General features: G+C 70.5%; 16 protein-coding genes. 7 read left to right on the top strand and 9 right to left on the bottom strand.

Going from position 1 to position 19,218, the window contains the following annotated elements:
- Window positions 1-7: 7 nt before the first annotated feature.
- The 4 genes from chvE to ACIO3P_RS06575 all read right to left on the bottom strand — a co-directional run bounded on the left by chvE (window position 8) and on the right by ACIO3P_RS06575 (window position 4,439).
- A complete protein-coding gene (gene chvE / locus ACIO3P_RS06590; RefSeq protein WP_329827707.1) occupies window positions 8-1,114 on the bottom strand; it encodes a multiple monosaccharide ABC transporter substrate-binding protein in 1,107 nt (368 codons plus the stop codon).
- Window positions 1,115-1,121: 7 nt separating this feature from the next.
- Window positions 1,122-2,099, bottom strand: a complete 978-nt coding sequence (locus ACIO3P_RS06585; protein WP_401848754.1) for a hypothetical protein — start codon at window positions 2,097-2,099, stop codon at window positions 1,122-1,124.
- A 118-nt stretch (window positions 2,100-2,217) separates the two neighbouring features.
- Window positions 2,218-3,279: a zinc-binding dehydrogenase gene (locus ACIO3P_RS06580; RefSeq protein WP_401848757.1), complete on the bottom strand. Its 1,062-nt coding sequence runs from the start codon at window positions 3,277-3,279 to the stop codon at window positions 2,218-2,220.
- Complete coding sequence (locus ACIO3P_RS06575; protein WP_329827704.1) at window positions 3,276-4,439, bottom strand: mandelate racemase/muconate lactonizing enzyme family protein; 1,164 nt, start codon at window positions 4,437-4,439, stop codon at window positions 3,276-3,278. Before ACIO3P_RS06575 ends, ACIO3P_RS06580 begins: the two co-directional genes overlap by 4 nt.
- Before the next feature lie 165 nt (window positions 4,440-4,604).
- Here ACIO3P_RS06575 and ACIO3P_RS06570 point away from each other — a divergent pair, with 165 nt between their 5' ends.
- Both ACIO3P_RS06570 and ACIO3P_RS06565 read left to right on the top strand, forming a co-directional pair.
- Window positions 4,605-5,375: an IclR family transcriptional regulator gene (locus ACIO3P_RS06570; protein ID WP_329828122.1), complete on the top strand. Its 771-nt coding sequence runs from the start codon at window positions 4,605-4,607 to the stop codon at window positions 5,373-5,375.
- A 117-nt stretch (window positions 5,376-5,492) separates the two neighbouring features.
- The gene (locus tag ACIO3P_RS06565; protein WP_329827703.1) at window positions 5,493-6,248 is read left to right on the top strand and encodes a GntR family transcriptional regulator; all 756 of its coding nucleotides are present in this window, start codon (window positions 5,493-5,495) and stop codon (window positions 6,246-6,248) included.
- Between the two features lie 56 nt (window positions 6,249-6,304).
- Here ACIO3P_RS06565 and ACIO3P_RS06560 read toward each other — a convergent pair whose 3' ends face one another.
- Entirely contained in the window at window positions 6,305-7,321 is a 1,017-nt protein-coding gene (locus ACIO3P_RS06560; RefSeq protein WP_329827701.1) for a sugar phosphate isomerase/epimerase, read from the bottom strand.
- 193 nt (window positions 7,322-7,514) lie between these two features.
- Window positions 7,515-8,540, bottom strand: a complete 1,026-nt coding sequence (locus ACIO3P_RS06555) for a LacI family DNA-binding transcriptional regulator (protein WP_329827700.1) — start codon at window positions 8,538-8,540, stop codon at window positions 7,515-7,517.
- Window positions 8,541-8,926: 386 nt separating this feature from the next.
- Here ACIO3P_RS06555 and ACIO3P_RS06550 point away from each other — a divergent pair, with 386 nt between their 5' ends.
- The 4 genes from ACIO3P_RS06550 (at window position 8,927) to ACIO3P_RS06535 (ending at window position 12,552) form a co-directional block, all read left to right on the top strand.
- Window positions 8,927-9,949 carry a sugar ABC transporter substrate-binding protein gene (locus tag ACIO3P_RS06550; protein WP_329827699.1) on the top strand — a complete coding sequence of 341 codons (1,023 nt, stop codon included), beginning with the start codon at window positions 8,927-8,929 and terminating at the stop codon, window positions 9,947-9,949.
- On the top strand, window positions 9,949-11,043 hold the full coding sequence (locus ACIO3P_RS06545) for an ABC transporter permease (RefSeq protein WP_329827698.1): 1,095 nt from the start codon (window positions 9,949-9,951) through the stop codon (window positions 11,041-11,043). The genes ACIO3P_RS06550 and ACIO3P_RS06545 overlap by 1 nt, the downstream gene beginning before the upstream one ends.
- 5 nt (window positions 11,044-11,048) lie before the next feature.
- Window positions 11,049-11,927: an ATP-binding cassette domain-containing protein gene (locus ACIO3P_RS06540; protein WP_329827697.1), complete on the top strand. Its 879-nt coding sequence runs from the start codon at window positions 11,049-11,051 to the stop codon at window positions 11,925-11,927.
- Window positions 11,928-12,069: 142 nt separating this feature from the next.
- On the top strand, window positions 12,070-12,552 hold the full coding sequence (locus tag ACIO3P_RS06535) for a YchJ family protein (protein ID WP_401848759.1): 483 nt from the start codon (window positions 12,070-12,072) through the stop codon (window positions 12,550-12,552).
- A gap of 3 nt (window positions 12,553-12,555) precedes the next feature.
- Here the strand turns inward: ACIO3P_RS06535 and ACIO3P_RS06530 are convergent, their stop codons facing one another.
- Entirely contained in the window at window positions 12,556-14,676 is a 2,121-nt protein-coding gene (locus ACIO3P_RS06530; protein WP_329827695.1) for an MDR family MFS transporter, read from the bottom strand.
- Between the two features lie 70 nt (window positions 14,677-14,746).
- Window positions 14,747-15,811: an ATP-dependent DNA ligase gene (locus tag ACIO3P_RS06525; RefSeq protein WP_401848761.1), complete on the bottom strand. Its 1,065-nt coding sequence runs from the start codon at window positions 15,809-15,811 to the stop codon at window positions 14,747-14,749.
- 99 nt (window positions 15,812-15,910) lie between these two features.
- Between ACIO3P_RS06525 and ligD the strand changes: the two genes are divergently transcribed.
- Window positions 15,911-16,930 carry a non-homologous end-joining DNA ligase gene (gene ligD, locus ACIO3P_RS06520; RefSeq protein ID WP_329827693.1) on the top strand — a complete coding sequence of 340 codons (1,020 nt, stop codon included), beginning with the start codon at window positions 15,911-15,913 and terminating at the stop codon, window positions 16,928-16,930.
- A gap of 94 nt (window positions 16,931-17,024) precedes the next feature.
- Here ligD and ACIO3P_RS06515 read toward each other — a convergent pair whose 3' ends face one another.
- Window positions 17,025-19,199 (bottom strand): OmpL47-type beta-barrel domain-containing protein, encoded by a 2,175-nt coding sequence (locus ACIO3P_RS06515; RefSeq protein ID WP_401848857.1) that lies wholly within the window; start codon window positions 19,197-19,199, stop codon window positions 17,025-17,027.
- Between the last annotated feature and the right edge of the window lie 19 nt (window positions 19,200-19,218).

Raw genomic sequence — 19,218 nt, 5'->3', positions numbered from 1 at the left:
GGTGGAGTCACTTCAGGTCCTCGGCCTTGAGGTAGCCGGAGTCCACCAGGTCCTTCTGGTAGTTGGACTTGTCGACGCCGACCGGCTCCAGCAGGTAGGCCGGGACGACCTTGGCCTTGTTGTCGTACGACGTCTCGTCGTTGACCTCGACCTTCTTGTCGTTCAGCATCGCGTCCGTCATCTGGGCGGCCGTTTTGGCCAGCAGACGGATGTCCTTGTAGACGGTCATGGTCTGCTGGCCCGCAATGATCGACTTCACCGAGGCGACCTCGGCGTCCTGCCCGGTCACCAGCGGATACGGCTTCGCCTTCGTCCCGTAGCCGTCGGACCTGAGCGACGACAGGATGCCGATGGAGATCCCGTCGTACGGCGAGAGCACCGCGTCCACGTTGTCCGAGCCGTACGCCCTGGTGAGCAGGTCGTCCATCCGCCGCTGGGCCGTGCCGCCGTCCCAGCGCAGGGTGGTGACCTGGTTGAGCTTGGTCTGTCCGCTGCGGACGACGAGCTGCTTGTCGTCGAGGTACGGCTTGAGGGTCTTCATCGCGCCGTTGAAGAAGTACTGGGTGTTGTTGTCGTCGGGCGAACCGGCGAAGAGCTCGATGTTGAACGGGCCCTTCTTGCCGCCCTCCTTCAGACCCAGCTTCTCGATCAGGTAGGTGGCCTGGAGGACACCGACCTTCTCGTTGTCGAACGACGCGTAGTAGTCGACGTTCTTCGTGCCGAGGATGAGCCGGTCGTACGAGATGACCTTGATCTTCTGGTCGGCTGCCTGCTGGAGCACATCGCTCAGGGCGCTGCCGTCGATGGCCGCGACGATCAGGACGTCCACGCCCTTGGTGATCATGTTCTCGATCTGCGCGACCTGCTGGGCAACGTTGTCCTCGCCGTACTGGAGGTCGGTCTTGTAGCCGAGCTTCTTCAGCTCGGTGACAACGTTGTTGCCGTCCGCGATCCAGCGCTCGGACGACTTGGTCGGCATCGCGATGCCGACGGTGGAGCCCTTGCCGCCCTTGGTGTCGTCCTTGCTGCCACCCTCGCTGCTCTGCCCGCAGGCGGCGAGGGAGAGCACCAGGGAGAGCGCGGTGACGGCGAGTGCGGCTCGGCGAGTTCGCATGGGTACATCAGTCCTTGTCGTCGGTCAGTGGAAAGCGGTTGAGCGGACCCGGAAGCCGGGAGCCTAGCGGGGACATGCCACCGTCGGCGCCGTGACGGCCGAGCAGATCGAGAATGAGCCGGCCCCGGCGCACCCGTTCCCGGGCGCTGCTGAGGGCGGTCTCGCGGAGCTGGGCTCCGAAGGGATAGATACCCGGGGACTTCGACAGTCCGAACTTGAGGTAGAGCGGGGCGCCGCGCCGGATCAACTCCGCCGCCTCGTACATCCGGACGTAGCCGCCGAGATCGTCGGGGGCCTCGATGTAGAGGTCCATGGGGGCGCGGCTGACCCGGCGGATCTCGGTGAAGTGCGCGAGCGCGAGGTCCGAGGGGATGTTGACCGAGTCGGCCCCGAGACGCTCGAAGACCGCGTACGACGCCGGGTTGACGGGCCCGATCAGCGCCGACACCTTGAACGTGGTGTCGGCGGGCAGTACGCCCTGGGCGCGCAGCCGGTGCAGGGTCCACAGCACGCCCTCGTCGGCGACGAGCAGGCACTTCACCCCGAGCCCGGTGGCGCGCAGCGCGTCCTCGACACAGCCGGCCAGCGCGTCATGGCCCCGGGCGCGCAGCCCCGCGCCGCCGGAGTCCGTACGGGTCGAGCCGCCGATGTCCCAGGTGCCGCGCGGCCCGGTGAACAGGCACAGCTCGATGTCCCGGGACGCGCAGGCGTCGACCATCTCGGTGATGTCGGCGTCGGAGAGCATCCACACGCCGCTGCCCTGGCTGACGCGGTGGATGGGCACATCGAGCCGGGCGGACTCCTTGAGGACCTCGGCCAGGCTCTCAGGGCCCTCGACGGAGGGGATCTCGGTCCGCCACAGCCCCCCGTCGGGGAAGGAGTGCGCGGAGGCGTCCGCGGGGCTGAGGGCGGGCGCGGCCAGGCCGAGCGTGGCGAGCGCCTGCTCGCCTGGACGGCGGGGGGCGGGGGCTGATGCGTCGGTCACGGACGAGTCCTTCGGTTCGGTCCTACGCGTCGGTCGTACGCGTCGGTCGTGTGCGGTGTGCTCGGTGGTACGAGGTGTGCGGTACGGCGGTGTCCCGCGCGGGGTGCCGAACGCCGGGTCATGGCCGCAGCAGCACCTTTCCGGTACCCGGATCGCCCCCGCCGACCAGCGCCACGGCCTCGCCGAACCGCTCCAGCGGGAACTCGTGGGTGATCAGCGGCCCCGGGTCGAGAACCCCGGAGGTGAAGGCCCGTACGGCGAAGGCCCAGGCGGCGGACGGCGCCCCGAAGACGCCGTGCACGGTGAGTTGACCGAGCGTCAGCAGCGCCGGGTCGATCCCGGTCGCGCCGGGCGCGAACATCCCGGTGAGCACCACCCGGCCGCCGCGCCGCGCCAGCAGGCAGGCCGCGGCGGCGGTGGTCGGCGCCCCGGCGGTCTCCACGACGAGGTCGTAGCGCCCGTGCGCCTCCTTGGCCTCCTCCGGGGTGCGGGAGTCCGTCGCCCCGAACAGCCGCGCGGCGGCGCCGCGTTCGGCCCGGGGATCGATGACCGTCAGCTCGGCGGGGGAGGTGGCGGCCAGCAACTGGACGGCGAGCAGCCCCAGGGTCCCCGCGCCGACCACGGCGATCCGCTCACCGGGCTCGGGACGGCAGGTCCGCACGGCGGCGGCCACCACAGCGGCCGGCTCCAGCAGGGCGGCGGCCCGCAGGTCGGCATCGTTGTCGAGCAGGTGCAACAGGCGCCCGGGGACGACGACATGGTCGGCGAACGCGCCCGGCACGGTGAAGCCCGTCTCCTCGTACCCGCCCGTGCACAGCGAGGTCTCGCCGGTGCGGCAGCGCGTACAGGTCCCGCAGGCGCGGAACCCCTCGGCCACGGTCTTGCGCCCGACCAGCTCCGGCGCCACGCCGGGGCCGACCGCCTCGACCGTCCCCGACCACTCGTGGCCCGGCGTCACCGGGTAGCGCACATAGGCCGGGTCGCGGTGGCCGTCGTACACCTCCCGGTCGCTCATGCAGATACCGGCCGCCGCGACCCGGACCCGTACCTCGCCGGGGCCGGGTACGGGCACCGGGCCGGTCACCAGGCGGTGGGCGCCGGGCCGGTCGACGACGACCGATCTGCCGGTCGCCGCCGGCCCGGCGGGCGTGTCCCCGCCCGCCGCGGGCCGGTCGCTCATCGGGGCTCCTTCGGGTCGCGCTTCTCCCAGCCCTCGGCCCACAGATCGAACCGCGCCTGCTGCTGCGGGAATTCGGCCGCCGCGTCCACGTCGAACTCGACGCCCAGCCCCGGCGCGTGCGAGATCTCGAAGCAGCCCGTCTCCGGGTCGACCTGGGGAGCGCCCTTGACGACCTTCTTGATCTCCGCGTCGGCGAAGTCGTTGAAGTGCTCAAGGATCTTGAAGTTCGGTGTGCAGGCGGCCACTTGAAGGCTCGCCGCGGTCAGCACCGAACCGCCGACATTGTGCGGCGCGATCAGCGTGTAGTGCGTCTCCGCGGTCGCCGCCAGCTTCCGCGTCTCCAGGATGCCGCCGATGTGGCCGACGTCGGGCTGGATGATGTCGGCGGCCTGCGACTCGAAGAGCTCCCGGAACTCGATCCGGTCGTGGATGCGTTCACCGGTCGCGATCGGCAGGTCGACCTTCTCGGCGACCTTGCTCAGCGCCTTCAGGTTCTCCGGGGGCACCGGCTCCTCCAGCCAGGCCGGGGCGAACGGCGCCAGCTCGCGGGCCAGCCGTACGGCCGTCGACGGGCTGAACCGGCCGTGCATCTCCAGCATCAGCTCGGACTCGGGCCCGATCGCGTCCCGTACGGCCTCGATCAGGGCCACGGCCTCGTTGCTCGCCGCCCGGTCCAGCTCGAAGTGGCCGGTGCCGAACGGGTCGATCTTCAGGGCCCGGTAGCCGCGCGCGATCACGGCCTGGGCCGCCTTGTGGTACGCGTCGGGGGTGCGCTCGGTGGTGTACCAGCCGTTCGCGTACGCCTTGACCCGGTCGGTGACCTTCCCGCCGAGGAGCTGCCACACCGGTACGCCCAGCGCCTTGCCCTTGATGTCCCAGCAGGCCATCTCGACGACCGCGATGCCCGACATCACGATCTCACCGGCGCGTCCGTAGTCGCCGTACTTCATCCGGCGTACGAGATCCTCTACCGCGAAGGGGTCCGATCCACGAAGATGGTTGGCCTCGGCCTCACGCAGATAACCGATGAGCGCGTCCGTCCTGCCGAGCATCCTCGTCTCGCCGACGCCGGTGAGACCTTCGTCGGTATGGACGAGGACGTAGGTGAGGTTACGCCAGGGCGTACCGACGACGTGTGTGCTGATTCCCGTGATGCGCAAGACAGGTCCCCAGGGTGTGTTCGGTATTTCGTCACACGTTCGAAATCGTGGCGTGACGGTATTCAGACGCTCCGAGGGGTGTCAATGGGTAGCGCGGCGGTTAGCCTGTGTTCGTCATTCCGGCCGATGGCCGAAGTACCGAACGAGACGGGTGGGTGGTCGGCCATGGGACGGCTCGTCCCCGCGGTGACGCGGGCCCTGGACATTCTGGAACTGTTCCTGGAGGGCGACGGGACGCTCTCCGCGCCCGATGTCATCCGCAAACTGCAACTGCCGCGCACCACCGTGCACGAGCTGATCACCACGCTCGCGGCCCGCTCCTACCTGGCGCCCGTCCCCGGACAGCCCGGCCGCTACCGGCTCGGGGTGCGCTCCTACCAGCTCGGCAGCCGGTACGCGGAACAGCTCGACCTCGCGGCCGAGGGCCGGCAGGTCGCCCGCGAGGTCGCCGAGACCTGCGACGAGACCGTCCACGTCGCGATCCTGGAGGAAACCGACGTCATATACATCGCGAAGGTGGACTCCACGCACGCGGTCCGGATGGTCTCCGCCGCCGGGCGCAGACTGCCCGCCCACTGCACCTCGGTCGGCAAGATGCTGCTCGCCTCGCTCTCCGAGAGCGAGCTGGCGGCCCGTATCGACGGCCGCGAGTTCCTCGCGATGACGCCCGACAGCATCACCGACCCCGAGGTGCTGCACGCGGAGCTGGCGGGGATCAGGGAGCGCGGGGTCGCCGTCGAGCACCGTGAGTCGAACCCCGACGTGAGCTGCGTGGCCGCGCCGGTACGGGACCGGGCGGGCCGGGTCGTCGCCGCGCTGTCCATCTCCGTACCGATGATCCGCTGGAGCGACGAGCGCGAGGAGGAGCTGTCCCAGCTCGCGGTGAAGGGCGCGGGCGCGCTCTCCGTACGCCTCGGGCACCGGGTCAGGCCCTGAGGACCGGGCGGGGGGTGGGACGGGGCAGGACGGGCGCGGTGCGCGGGAAGTCCCCTATTGTCACAACAATCTGACGTCGGAGGTGCCTGTCACCCTTACGGCGGATATTCTCGCCCCGTGAACACCCCTGATCCCACGGCACTCAAACTCTCGGTGAACCGGTCGAGTCCGGTGCCGCTCTACTACCAGCTCGCCCAGCAGTTGGAGAGCGCCATCGAGCACGGCAGGCTCTCCCCGGGCAGCCTGCTCGGCAACGAGATCGAGCTGGCCGGACGGCTCGGGCTCTCCCGCCCCACCGTCCGGCACGCCATCCAGTCGCTGGTCGACAAGGGGCTGCTGGTCCGCCGCCGGGGCATCGGGACGCAGGTCGTGCACAGCCAGGTCAAGCGCCCGCTCGAACTGAGCAGCCTCTACGACGACCTGCGGGCGGCCGGACAGAGCCCCACCACCCGCGTCCTGCTCAACGGGACGGCACCGGCCTCCGCCGAGGTCGCCGCCGCGCTCGGGGTCGCCGAGGGCAGCGAGGTCGTCGTCCTGGAGCGGCTGCGGCTGAGCCACTCCGAACCGATGGCGTACCTGCGCAACTTCCTGCCGCCGGGGCTGGTGCGCCTGGACACCGAGGAGTTGGAGGAGACCGGCCTCTACCGTCTGATGCGGGCCGTCGGGATCACCCTGCACAGCGCCCGCCAGACGGTCGGAGCGCGCAACGCCACCGCGCCGGAGGGCGAGAGCCTGGGCGAGGCCGAGGGCGCCGCACTGCTGACGATGCAGCGCACGACGTACGACGACACGGGCCGCGCCGTCGAGTACGGCACCCATATCTACCGGGCGTCGCGGTACGCCTTCGAGTTCCAGCTCCTCGTCCAGCCCTGACCGCCCCGGGGCCGTCCCCGGGGCGGGTACGGCCCCGGGGAGGGTGTGGGCGGCGGTCAGTCGGCCGGCAGCGCCGCCACGGCCGCGAGCAGCGTGTCCGCGGCGGCCTGGAGCCCTTCGAACTGGCCCAGTTCCAGGTCCTCGTGCTCGATGTTGACGGCCATGTCCGGGTCGATCCGGCGCAGAGCGGCGAGGAATTCCGTCCAGTACGCGGTGTCGTGGCCCCGGCCGACCGCGACGAACTGCCACGGGGCGTCCGCCGGGAACTCGTTGAGCAGATAGCGCCCGCCGAGACCGATGAGGCCGACCACGCCCGGCTGCTCCGGCGTCGGCGTACGGAACCGGTCGTCGAGGACGCCGTGCAGCTTGACGTGGTCCTCGTTGATCCGTACGTCCTTGGCCGCCGCGTGGAAGACACGGTCCCCCAGGTACTCGATGGCGACCAGCGGCTCCATGCCCTGCCAGAAGAGGTGGCTCGGGTCCATCTCGGCGCCGATGTGGGTGGATCCCACGCGCTCGATCAGCCGCATCAGGGTGACGGGGTTGTAGACCAGGTTGTGCGGGTGCATCTCGATGGCCACCCGCACGTCCGCGCGCCGGGCCAGCTCCTCGATGCCCTTCCAGAACGGGACCGCGACCTCGTTCCACTGGTAGTCGAGGACCTCCGTGGCCCCGCTGTGCCACGGCTCCACCGTCCACGCCGGGGTGAGCCCGCCCGGGTGCGCCTCCGGCTGGCCGGACATGGTGATCACGTGGCGTACGCCCAGCAGCCCGGCCAGCTCGATCGCGGTGCGCAGGTCGCGGGCGTGCTTGGTGCCGACCTCGGGGTCGGGGTGCAGGGGGTTGCCGTTGACGTTCAGCGCGGTCAGCTCCACGCCCGCCGCGTCGAGCCGGGCCAGGAACTCCGTACGGGCCCGCTCGCTGGCGAGCAGGGCGTCGACGGGGATGTGCGGGGCGGGCAGGAAGCCGCCCGCGTTCAACTCGATGGCGGTCAGCCCCAGTTTGCGGACCACCTCAAGGACCTCGTCGAGCGTCTTGTCGTGCAGGCAGGCGGTGTAGGCACCGAGTTTCATGGGGTGTTCTCCATATCGGTCGGAGGTGACTCGGGGGAATCAGGGAGATCAGGGTGGAGGCGCAGGGAGGGACTCGCTCGACACTGGATCGATCCAGTAGCGACTATGTGGCGGCCCGCCGCCCGCTGTCAAGAAGTCGCGGCGCGCGGTTCCTGTTCGCGCGGTTCCTTTTCCGGGGTGTCCCGCTCCCGGCTCAGCCGGCCGTACGCGGGCGCGCGGTGCTCGCCCGTACCACCAGATGCGGACTGATCACCACGTCCCGGGGCTTGCTCCGCCCGCCGTCCAGCCGCTCCACCGCCGCCTGGACGGCGAGTTCCGCCATCCGCTCGGCGTCCTGGGAGAGCGTGGTGAGGCTGATGTGGGCCAGCCGCGCCAGCGAACTGTCGTCGCAGCCGACGACGGAGACATCCGCGGGCACCCGTACCCCCGCCCGCAGGAAGGCGTCGAGGAGACCGGTGGCGCAGCGGTCGTTGTAGGCCATCACGGCGGTGGGCAGGGTGCGCCCGGCCAGCAGCGTACGGGCCGCTTCGGCGCCGGAGGTCTCGTTGTGGTCGCCCGGGATCACCCGGATCTCGTCGGCCAGCCCGCGCCGCCGCATGGCCTGGCGGTACCCCCTGCGCCGCTCGCCCGCCATCGACGCCCGGCCGCCGTCGATGTGGACGATGGCGCGGTGCCCGAGGCCGACGAGATGGTCGACGGACTGGCGCGCGCCGTCCATCTCGGCGATGTGCACGGAGTCGACGGTCTCCGCCGTGGCGCCGCGGCCGATCGTGACCACCGGGATCCGCCGGCCGAGCTCCGACAGCTCCTCGGCGGTGGTCTCGGGGCCGAGCAGGATCAGCGCCTCGCTGCGGTAGGCGATCAGCCGCTCGACGGCCTTGCGTTCGTCACGGGTGGGGGCCAGGGCGCTCAGCGCGACCTCGTAACCGGTCTCCTCGGCCGAGGCGTAGATCCCGTCCACGAGATCGGCGTGGAAGGCGTTACGGGTGTCGAGCACGACGCCGAGCAGCCTGCTGCGGCTGCTGCGGAGCAGGCGCGCGGTGGGGTCGACGCGGTAGCCGATCTCGTCCGCGGCCCGCAGCACCCTGTCCCGGGTCTCGGGGCTGGCGCCCGGCTCGCCGCGGAAGACCAGGGACACCAGTGACCGTGACACTCCCGCCCGTGCCGCCACGTCCTGCATCGTGGCGCGCCTGGTCCGGCCGCCCCCGGTCCGTTCCACACGGCCTCCCGACCCTGTCGTCACACGACTATTGACACTGATGGTGACACAACCTCATAGTCTGGGTCTGGATCGATCCAGACGTCAAGGAACTGACTCCGGAGATCCGCGCCCCTCCCGCACGGTGCCGACAGAGCCCGTCGAGGGGCGGAACCGTCGCGGTCTTCCGTGGCCCCGACGTTATCGTGCCGTTACGTCCGGATGAAGTGTTGTCCTGACAAACCATTGACACCGGGCCTCTGCTGGAGTTTGCTCCAGTCCAGTAACGGCGACGTTTCCGGCTCATGGCCGAAAACACCGAACTGGCCCCTGTGCCGTATCCCTCCGTTGCGGTCCGGTGGGCTCATGCCCCCTCTCCGCCCACTCACTCCGTGAGGTGCAGGACGATGAATCGCACTATCCGCTCCCGACGCTCCCGCAGAACCGTCGCAGCCGCGGCCGTCGGTATGGCGGCGGTCCTCCTGGCCGCAGGTTGCTCCAGCGGGTCCGGTGGCAAGAAGGCCCAGGAGGACCAGAACGCCGCGACGACCGGCAAGGCGACCACCGCCCGCATGAAGATCGCCATGGTCACCCACGCACCTCCCGGTGACACGTTCTGGGACATCGTCCGCAAGGGCGCCCAGGCCGCGGCGGCCAAGGACAACGTCGAACTCGTCTACTCCAGTGACGAGAAGGCCGCCGACCAGGCCAACCTGATCCAGAACGCCATCGACCAGAAGGTCGACGGGATCGCGGTCACCGCCGCCAAGCCCGAGGCCATGAAGACCGTGCTCGCCAAGGCGGAGCAGGCCGGCATCCCCGTCGTCGGCTTCAACGCCGGTCTCGACGACTGGAAGGACCTCGGGCTCCAGTCCTACTACGGGCAGGACGAGAAGGTCGCGGGCGAGGCGTTCGGCAACCGCCTCAACGAGGTGGGCGCCAAGCACACCATCTGTGTCATCCAGGACCAGGGGCATGTCGCCCTGGAGGCCCGGTGCGCGGGCGTGAAGAAGACGTTCAAGGGCAAGGCCGAGGTCCTCTACGTCAACGGCAAGGACATGCCGTCGGTGAAGTCGACCATCGAGGCCAAGCTCCAGCAGGACACGTCGATCGACTACGTCTCCACCCTCGGCGCCCCGATCGCACTCACCGCGGTCCAGTCGGCGAAGGACGCCGGCAGCAAGGCGAAGGTCGCCACGTTCGACCTCAACAAGGAACTGGTCGCCGCACTCAAGGACGGCGACGTGAAGTTCGCCGTCGACCAACAGCCCTACCTCCAGGGCTATCTGGCGGTCGACGGCCTCTGGCTGTACAAGAACAACGGCAACTTCAGCGGGGGCGGCGCCGAACCGGTCCTGACCGGACCCGCGTTCGTGGACGAGTCGAACATCGACAAGATCGCCGCGTTCGCCGAGAAGGGGACCCGGTGATGAGTGTGGAGTCCGCAGTGGGTCCGGCGCCGGATCCGGCCCCGGCGGCGACGCCGGGACCCCCGCCGACGGCCGGGGGCAAGGACGGCCGCACCGCCCGGCGCTCGCCGGTGCACCGGCTGCTGGGCCGGCCCGAGATCGGCGCGCTGATCGGCGCCGTCGTCGTCTATGTCTTCTTCTTCTCCGTCGCGCCGACCTTCCGGCAGCTCGACTCGCTGAACACCGTGCTCTACCAGGCGTCGACCATCGGGATCATGGCGCTGGCCGTGGCGCTGCTGATGATCGGCGGTGAGTTCGACCTGTCGGCCGGTGTCGCCGTGGTCACCTCCGCGCTCACCGCCTCCATGTTCGCCTTCCAGCTCTCCATGAACGTCTGGGTGGGCGTGGTCTTCGCGCTGGTGGTCTCCCTCGCCGTCGGGGCCTTCAACGGATTCCTGCTGGTCAAGACCGGTCTGCCCAGCTTCCTGGTCACCCTCGGTACGTTCCTGATGCTCCAGGGCGCCAATCTCGCGGTCACCAAGCTGATCACCAGCAACGTCGCCACCGACTCCATCCGCGACATGGACGGCTTCGACCAGGCCCGCAGGATCTTCTCCTCCGAGATAGCCGTCGGCGGGACCAGTGTCCGGATCACCGTGGTGTGGTGGGTGGTCTTCGGCCTCCTGGCCACCTGGGTGCTGCTGCGTACCAAGTACGGCAACTGGATCTTCGCGGTCGGCGGAAACCAGGACAGCGCGCGCGCCGTCGGTGTCCCGGTGACCTTCACCAAGATCTCCCTCTTCATGATCGTCGGCTTCGCGGCCTGGTTCGTCGGCATGCACCAGCTCTTCGCCTTCAACACCGTCCAGTCGGGCGAGGGCATCGGCAACGAACTGCTCTACATCGCCGCCGCGGTGATCGGCGGCTGCGTACTGACCGGTGGTTACGGCTCGGCCTTCGGCCCGATGGTCGGCGCGTTCATGTTCGGCATGGTCACCCAGGGCATCGTCTACGCCAACTGGAACCCCGACTGGTTCAAATTCTTCCTCGGCGCGATGCTGCTCGTCGCCGTCCTCCTCAATCTGTGGGTACGCAAGCAGGCGACCCGGAGGTGAACCCCATGGCAACCACCACGACAGCCCAGGGCGGGAAGACCGGCCGCGACGCAGGGACGCCGATCGTCGAACTGCGGGGCGTCGGCAAGAGTTACGGCAACATCCGCGCCCTGCACGGCGTCGACCTGGCCGTCAGGCCGGGCCGGGTGACCTGTGTGCTCGGCGACAACGGCGCCGGCAAGTCCACCCTGATCAAGGTCATATCGGGACTGCACCAGCACACCGAGGGCGAATTCCTCATCGACGGCGAGCCGGTCCGGCTGACCACCCCGCGTGAGGCCCTGGGCCACGGCATCGCCACCGTCTACCAGGACCTCGCCACCGTACCGATGATGCCGGTGTGGCGGAACTTCTTCCTCGGCTCCGAGCTGACCCGGGGCCCCTGGCCGGCCAGAATGCTCGACATCCCGCGGATGAAGAGCATCACCGACCAGGAACTGCGCAACATGGGCATCGTGCTCGACGACCTCGACCAGCCCGTCGGCTCGCTCTCCGGCGGTCAGCGGCAGTCCGTGGCCATCGCCCGCGCCGTCTACTTCGGCGCCCGGGTGCTGATCCTGGACGAGCCGACCGCCGCGCTCGGTGTCAAGCAGTCCGGGGTGGTGCTCAAGTACATCGCCGCCGCCCGGGAACGCGGCCTCGGCGTCATCTTCATCACCCACAACCCGCACCACGCCTACATGGTCGGCGACCACTTCACGGTGCTGCGGCTCGGCACCCTGGAACTCAGCTCCGCACGGAGCGAGGTCAGCCTGGAAGCACTCACCAACCACATGGCGGGCGGCGCCGAACTCGCCGCGCTCAAGCACGAGTTGGCTCAGGTCTCCGGGGTGGACGTGGAGGAGCTGCCGGAGCCGGCCGAGGCGGAGAACGGCACACGCTGACCCGGCGGACGACGGACCGGGCACGCCGACCCGGCGGACCGCCCGGGGCCGCCTAGGCTGTGCACCTACGGGAGGCGGGCCGAGCGGTCAGGCCGACCGGCACACCGAACGAGCCCCGTCCCGTCCTGGAGCACAGCACCACATGGCCCGACGCCCCGCACGCCCCCGTCGCCCCGGCCGATCCGACCAGCCCGCAGGGGCAGGGCGGCGCGTCACCGACGCGTCGCCCTGCCCCTGCGGAGCGAGCGCCCCGTACGGCGCGTGCTGCGGGCGGTTCCACACCGGATCCGGGACGGGGACCTCCGCCACCGCGCCCACCGCCGAGCTGCTGATGCGCTCCCGCTACAGCGCCTTCGCCGTGCTCGACGCGGCGTACCTGCTCAGGACCTGGGACCCCGCCACCCGCCCGGCGCGCCTGGGTCTGGACCCCGCCACGCGCTGGCAGGGGCTGGAGATCCTGGCGACCACCGACGGCAGCGCCTTCCACACCACCGGTACGGTCACCTTCCGCGCCCGTTACACCGACGGGGGCGGACCGGGCGAGCTGCACGAGCGCAGCCGCTTCGCGCGGCACGACGGCGCCTGGGTCTATGTGGACGGCACCTTCCCCGACCAGGACCTCTGACCCTCAGCGCCGCGCGGTCGAGAGCGTGGAGCCGGCCGGGAGACGCGGCCTGCCGGACAGGTCCTGCGCCAGATCCTCGGCCAGCAGCCGCTTCGCGATCGCGTCCACCGCGCGGCGCAGTTCGGCGCCGCTGGGCCGGCCCCGGTCGGCGTCGAGCTGTTCGTTGAGCCAGTGCGCCCACGCCGTGTTGATCACGGCGGCCTCCCGGGCGCCCGCCTTCGTGTGCGCGAGCATGTTTCCGGTCCGGCTCAGATAGCCCTCCTCGACCATCCGGTCGAAGACCGGGAACACCACCTCGGGCGGCAGCCGGTGGCGCTCCGCGATCAGCCCGAGGCCGGCATGGCCGACCATGCGGGTGAACAGCTCGACCTGCATCACCGCCCACGCCCCCGCGATGTCCAGCCGGGTGTCCGCGGAGAGCATGATCCGCCGCGCGGTGTCCGGCCGGGTGGAGCGCAGGATCTTCGCGAGGGACAGCTCCAGCAGCCGCTCCGAGTCACCGGAGCTGACCGGCGAACCGAACCCCTCGCCCATGTCCGTGGAGCCCGCCCGCGCCGAGTCCCGCAGCTTCACCTGCTTGAGGAAGAGCGCCACCACGAACCCGAGCAGCGCCACCGGCACCGTCCACAGGAACACCGTCTGCAACGACTCCGTGTACGCCTGCACGATCGGCGCGGACTGCGCGGGCGGCAGCGCGTGCAGCCCCTCCGGGCTCCCCGCCGCCTTGGCGACGGCCGCCGGGTCCGCCCCGGCCCCCGCCGCCCGTACCGCCCCGGCGATGCCCGTCCGCAGGTTCGGCCCGAGGGAGTTGGCGTAGATCGTGCCGAAGACCGCCGCGCCGAAGGCGCTGCCGAGCGTACGGAAGAAGGTCACCCCGGACGTGGCGGTGCCGAGGTCCGTGTACTCGACGGTGTTCTGCACCGCGATCGTCAGCACCTGCATGACCAGTCCGATCCCCAGGCCCAGCACCAGCATCGACCCCGACTCCCGCCACACCCCGGAGTCCGGGCCCATCCGGGACAGCAGATAGAGCCCCGCGGCCATCACCACCGAGCCGACGATCGGGAAGATCCGGTACGCGCCCGTCCTGCTGACCACGGTGCCGCTGAAGATCGAGGCGAGCAGCAGTCCGAAGACCATCGGCAGCGTACGGACGCCCGAGACGATCGCCGAGTCGCCGTCCACGTACTGGAGATACGTGGGCAGGAAGGTCATCGCCCCGAGCATCGCGAAGCCCACGATGAAGCTCAGGACGGAGCAGACCGTGAAGACCGGGTTGCGGAACAGCCGCATCGGCAGCATCGGTTCGGCGGCGCGCGTCTCCACCAGACAGAACAGCGCGAGCGCGACGACACCGCCGACGAACAGGCCGAGGATCACGGGCGAGCCCCAGCCGTACTGGTTGCCGCCCCAACTCGTCGCCAGGATCAGGGCGCTGGCCCCGATCGCCACCAGCGCGATGCCCAGGTAGTCGATGACCGGGCGGGAGACCGCCTTGACGGACGGGATGGTCCGGGCCGCCGCGACGACCACGGCGATCGCGATGGGCACATTGATGTAGAACGCCCAGCGCCAGCTCAGATTGTCCGTGAACACCCCGCCGAGCAGCGGCCCGACGACCGTCGAGACCCCGAAGACCGCGCCGATCGCCCCCTGGTACTTGCCGCGTTCGCGCAGCGGGATGACGTCCGCGATCAGCGCCATCGCGGTGACCATCAGCCCGCCGGCGCCGATGCCCTGGAGCGCGCGCCAGGAGATCAGCAGCGTCATGTCGGTGGCGAGACCGCAGAGGAACGAGCCGGTGATGAAGACGACCGCGGAGACCTGGAAGACCAGCTTCCGGCCGAAGAGGTCACCGAACTTGCCGACCAGGACCGTGGAGACCGTCTCCGCGAGCAGATACGAGGTGACCACCCAGGACATGTGGGCGGCGCCGCCCAGGTCCGAGACGATCGTCGGCAGGGCCGTGCCGACGATCGTCTGGTCGAGGGCCGCGAGCAGCACACCGAGCATGATTGTGGCGAAGACGATGTTCCGCTGCCGTCCGTCGAGCACGGGCGGCGCGGGGGCGGACTCCGGCGCCCGCGTCGTCGCCGGGGGGCCGGTCTCGCTGGCTGAGGTCACCCCTGCACGGTCACACCGCGGCCGTCCGGACGCATGCGGGGTCGGCCAGACCGGTGAGATCCCCGGCCGTTCACCGCGCCGTCAGCACCTCCGACAGGTCGTACCGCACCGGCTCCTCCAACTGCGCGTACGTACAGCTCGCCGGGGTACGGTCGGGGCGCCACCTGCGGAACTGCGTGGTGTGCCGGAACCGGTCGCCCTCCATGTGGTCGTACGCCACCTCGCACACCCGCTCGGGCCGCAGCGGGAGCCACGACAGGTCCTTCGTCCCGGACCAGCGGCTCGGCCCGCCGGGCAGCCGGGCGCTCTCGTGCGCGGACTCCTCCGTCCACGCCGCCCACGGATGGCCCTCGGCGCTCTTCATGCGCAGCGGGGCCAGCTCCGCCGCCAGCTCGGCGCGGCGCCGCATGGGGAACGCGGCGCAGACCCCGACGTGCTGGAGCACGCCCTCGGTGTCGTACAGACCGAGGAGCAGCGAACCGACCACAGGACCGCTCTTGTGCTGCCGGTAGCCGGCCACGACGGCGTCCGCCGTCCGCTCGTGCTTGATCTTGTACATGGACCGGGTGTCGGGGCGGTACGGCAGATCGAGCGGCTTGGCCACCACCCCGTCCAGACCGGCCCCCTCGTACCGCTCGAACCACTGTCGCGCCACGTCGATGTCGCTGGTCGCGGGCGCGAGATGGGCGGGGGGACGCGCGGGGGAGAGCGCGGCCTCCAGCGCCTCCCTGCGGCGCGCCTGGTCCACGCCGAGCAGCGAGGCGTCCCCGAGCGCCAGCAGATCGAAGGCGACAAAGCTCGCCGGGGTGCGCTCGGCGAGCAGGTCCACCCGGGACTTCGCCGGATGGATCCGCTCCGTGAGCCGTTCGAAGTCGAGCCGGTCGCCGTGCACGATCACGATCTCGCCGTCGACGACACAGCGCTCGGGCAACTCGGCGAGCAGGGCCGTGACCAGCTCGGGGAAGTAGCGGGTGAGCGACTTCCCGGTCCTGGAGCCGATCACCAGCTCGGCGCCGTCGCGGTACACGATCGCCCGGAAGCCGTCCCATTTGGCCTCGTACTGCATGCCGGGCGGGATACGGGCCACGGACTTGGCGAGCATCGGCTTCACGGGCGGCATCACCGGCAGGTCCATGGACCGATTGTCGGCCAGAACCTCCCGGGTCGCCCGACATGTCCCGTGCGGCGCCGTCCCGTGATGCGCTCCGCGCGCCCCCGGCCTACCGTGGCGCACATGGGCGCAGGCGTGGCGGTGGAGCTGGAGGCGGGCGGCAGGACCGTACGGCTGTCCAGCCCCGACAAGGTGTACTTCCCCGAGCGCGGCTACACCAAGCTGGACGTCGCGCGCTACTACCTGGCCGTGGCGCCGGGGATCGTCCGCGCGCTGCGCGACCGCCCCACCACCCTGCAACGCTTCCCCGAGGGCGTCGACGGTGAGTCCTTCTTCCAGAAACGGGCCCCGAAGAACCTCCCCGACTGGATCCCCACCGCCCGGATCGAGTTCCCCAGCGGGCGCTCGGCCGACGAGATCTGCCCGGCGGAGCCGGCCGCCGTCCTCTGGGCGGCGAACCTCGGCTGTCTCACCTTCCACCCCTGGCCGGTACGGCGGGACGCCACCGACCACCCCGACGAGCTGCGCATCGACCTCGATCCGCAGCCGGGCACCGACTTCGCCGACGCGGTCAGGGCCGCCCACGAACTCCACGCGTTCCTGGAGGAGCAGGGGCTGCACGGCTGGCCCAAGACCTCCGGCGGCCGGGGGTTGCACGTCTTCGTGCCGATCGAGCCGCGCTGGACGTTCACCGAGGTACGGCGGTGCGCGATCGCCGTCGGCCATGAGCTGGAGCGGCGGATGCCGGGCCGGGTGACCACCGCGTGGTGGAAGGAGGAGCGCGGCGAGCGGATCTTCGTCGACTACAACCAGACCGCGCGCGACCGCACCATCGCCTCCGCCTATTCCGTACGCCCCCGCCCGCACGCCCCGGTCTCCGCGCCGCTGCGCTGGGCGGAGCTGGACGAGGTGGCGCCGGACGACTTCGATCTGGCGACGATGCCGGTGCGCTACGCCGAGGTGGGCGATGTGCACGCGGAGATGGCGGACCGGCCGCACCGACTCGACGGGCTGCTGGAGCTGGCCGACCGGTACGAACGGGACCACGGGCCGGGGGACATGCCGTACCCGCCGGACTACCCGAAGATGCCGGGGGAGCCGAAGCGGGTCCAGCCGAGCCGCGCCAGGCGCGAGGAGGAATAAGGGAGTTGGTGAGCACAAAGGTGTGTCCCCGCTCCGCCGAGCGGGGACACACCGTCAGTGGGCCGCGAACGCGGTCACAACTCCTCGATCGCGGTCACAGCTCCTTGATACGGATGTCGCGGTACGAGATGACGTCCGTCGTGCCGTGGACCTGGAGCCCGACATAGCCGGTGGCGTACCGCCGGCCGTCCGTGCCCGGGTCGCCCGCGCGTGCGGGGTAGAACGTCTGCCCGCCCACGTTGTCGAACTCGTTGATCAGCACACCGTTGCGCAGGATGGTGTAGTGCTGACCCTCCACCCGGATCTCGTAGTCGTTCCAGGTGCCCTTCGGGGTGACGCCCGCGCCGCCCAGGCCCACCCGGTCGAAGCCGTAGACCGATCCGGTCTTGTACAGGTCGCCGTCCGGGCGGTCCAGGATCTGGATCTCATGCCCGTAGTTGATGGCGACCCACTCGGGGCGGGTCTCCTCCGGGTGGTTGTGGACGTTCGGGAAGCGGACGAACACACCGCCGTTGGCGTTGCCGCTGCCCGGGGCGTCGTCGCGGAACTGCAGCTTCAGCGAGAAGTCGCCGTAGGTGCGCTGCGGGAACCACAGCATGCCCATGCCCTCGACGGTGGTGCTGCTGGTGATGGCACCGTCGCCGCTCAGCGCGAACTTGCCGCCGCCGACCTGCTCCCACTTGGCCAGGGAGTCGGCCGTACCGTCGAAGAGCGGCCGGTAGCCCTCGGTCTGCCCGGGGGTTCCGATCTTCGACCGCTTGGCGGCCTTGGTGATCAGCGTGAACTCGCGGTCGTCGATGACGTTGTCGGACAGCAGCTTGTCGAGCACGCTGTCGACGTGCTTGAGGAAGAGGGCCTGCGAGGTCCACTCCTTCTCGTCCTCGATCAGCTCGTTGATCGTGCACCGGTTACGGGTCAGCCGGTTCGGCACCCCCGAGTCGACCGTCCCCACGATGACCGTCAACCGCTCGTCGAACTCCGGGCAGTTGGGCGCCGGTACGCCGCCGCTCTGCGCGACGGTGAACGAGAGCTGCTTGGCCTGCGCGGTGTTGCCCGCCTTGTCGGTCGCCCGGTAGGAGAGCGCGTGGTAGCCGACCCGGTCGACGACGACGGGGGTGGTGTACGCGAGGTAGGGGCCGCTGTCGAGCGAGTACTCGATCCGGTCCACCCCCGACTCGGCGTCGGTCGCCGTGAGGGTCACCTTCGCGCTGGTGATGTAGGCGCCGTTGGAGTTCTTGTCGCCGGTCACCACCGCTCCGGTCACCGGCGGGGTGGTGTCCTTGACCGGCGGGGCCACCACCGTGAACGACACGGACTTGGCCGCCGCCGCGTTGCCCGCCTTGTCGGTGGCGCGGTAGCGGACCGTGTGCGTACCGACCTCGTGCACCATCACCGGGGCGGTGTACGGCTGCCAGGCGCCGTCGGCGCCGAGCGCGTACTCGATGGTGTTGACGCCGGAACCGGTGTCGGAGGCGGTGACGGTGACCGTGGCCATCGACAGGTAATTGCCCGCCTCGTCCTGGTCGCCGCTCACGGTCGCCGAGGTCTCCGGCGCGGTGGTGTCGTCGGTCGGCGGGGCGACGACGGTGAACGCGACGGACTTCTCCGCCGCCGCGTTGCCCGCCTTGTCGGTGGCGCGGTAGCGGATCGTGTGCTCGCCGACCTGGTCGACCACCACCGGGGTGGTGTACGGCTGCCACTCCCCGTCCGCGCCGACCGCGTACTCGGTGGTCGCCACACCGGATCCGTCGTCGGTCGCCTTCACGGTCACCGTCGCGGAACCGACGTACGCGCCGTCGGAGTTCTGCTGGCCCTCGACCGCGGCCGAGGTGGTGGGGGCGGTGGTGTCGTCGCCGCCGCCGCCTTCGGTCACCGTGAGGATGCCGGTCATGGTGCCGTGGCCCGGGATGACGCAGTGGTAGCGGTACGTGCCCGGGGTCAGGTTGACCTCGGTGGTGTACTTGCCGCCGTTGGCGTCACCCGGGTTGGCCAGGATGTTCAGCGGAACGTCGTTGTTGTACGCGGGATCCGACACGTCGAAGGTCAGCGTGTGCGGCATCCCGGTGGTGTTGCCGGTGGCCGTGCTGTTCTCGAAGACGATCGTGGTCGGCCCGGCCACCGCGGTGGTGGGGAAGCTGAGGTACTTGTCGATGGGGTCGCCCGCGGTCCAGGTCAGCACCTGGGCCGCCGCCTTCGTACCGGCGCCGCCCTCGTCGCCGGCGCCGGCGGGCCGCCCGTACGCGGCCGTGGAGGTCAGTCCCAGCACCATCAGGAACGCGCCCACCAGG

The sequence above is a fragment of the Streptomyces sp. NPDC087310 genome (genome assembly GCF_044744405.1).
Classification (GTDB): Bacteria; Actinomycetota; Actinomycetes; order Streptomycetales; family Streptomycetaceae; genus Streptomyces.
Note: the sequence above shows the minus strand (reverse complement) of the source record. Positions and strands in the feature narration are given on the sequence as shown.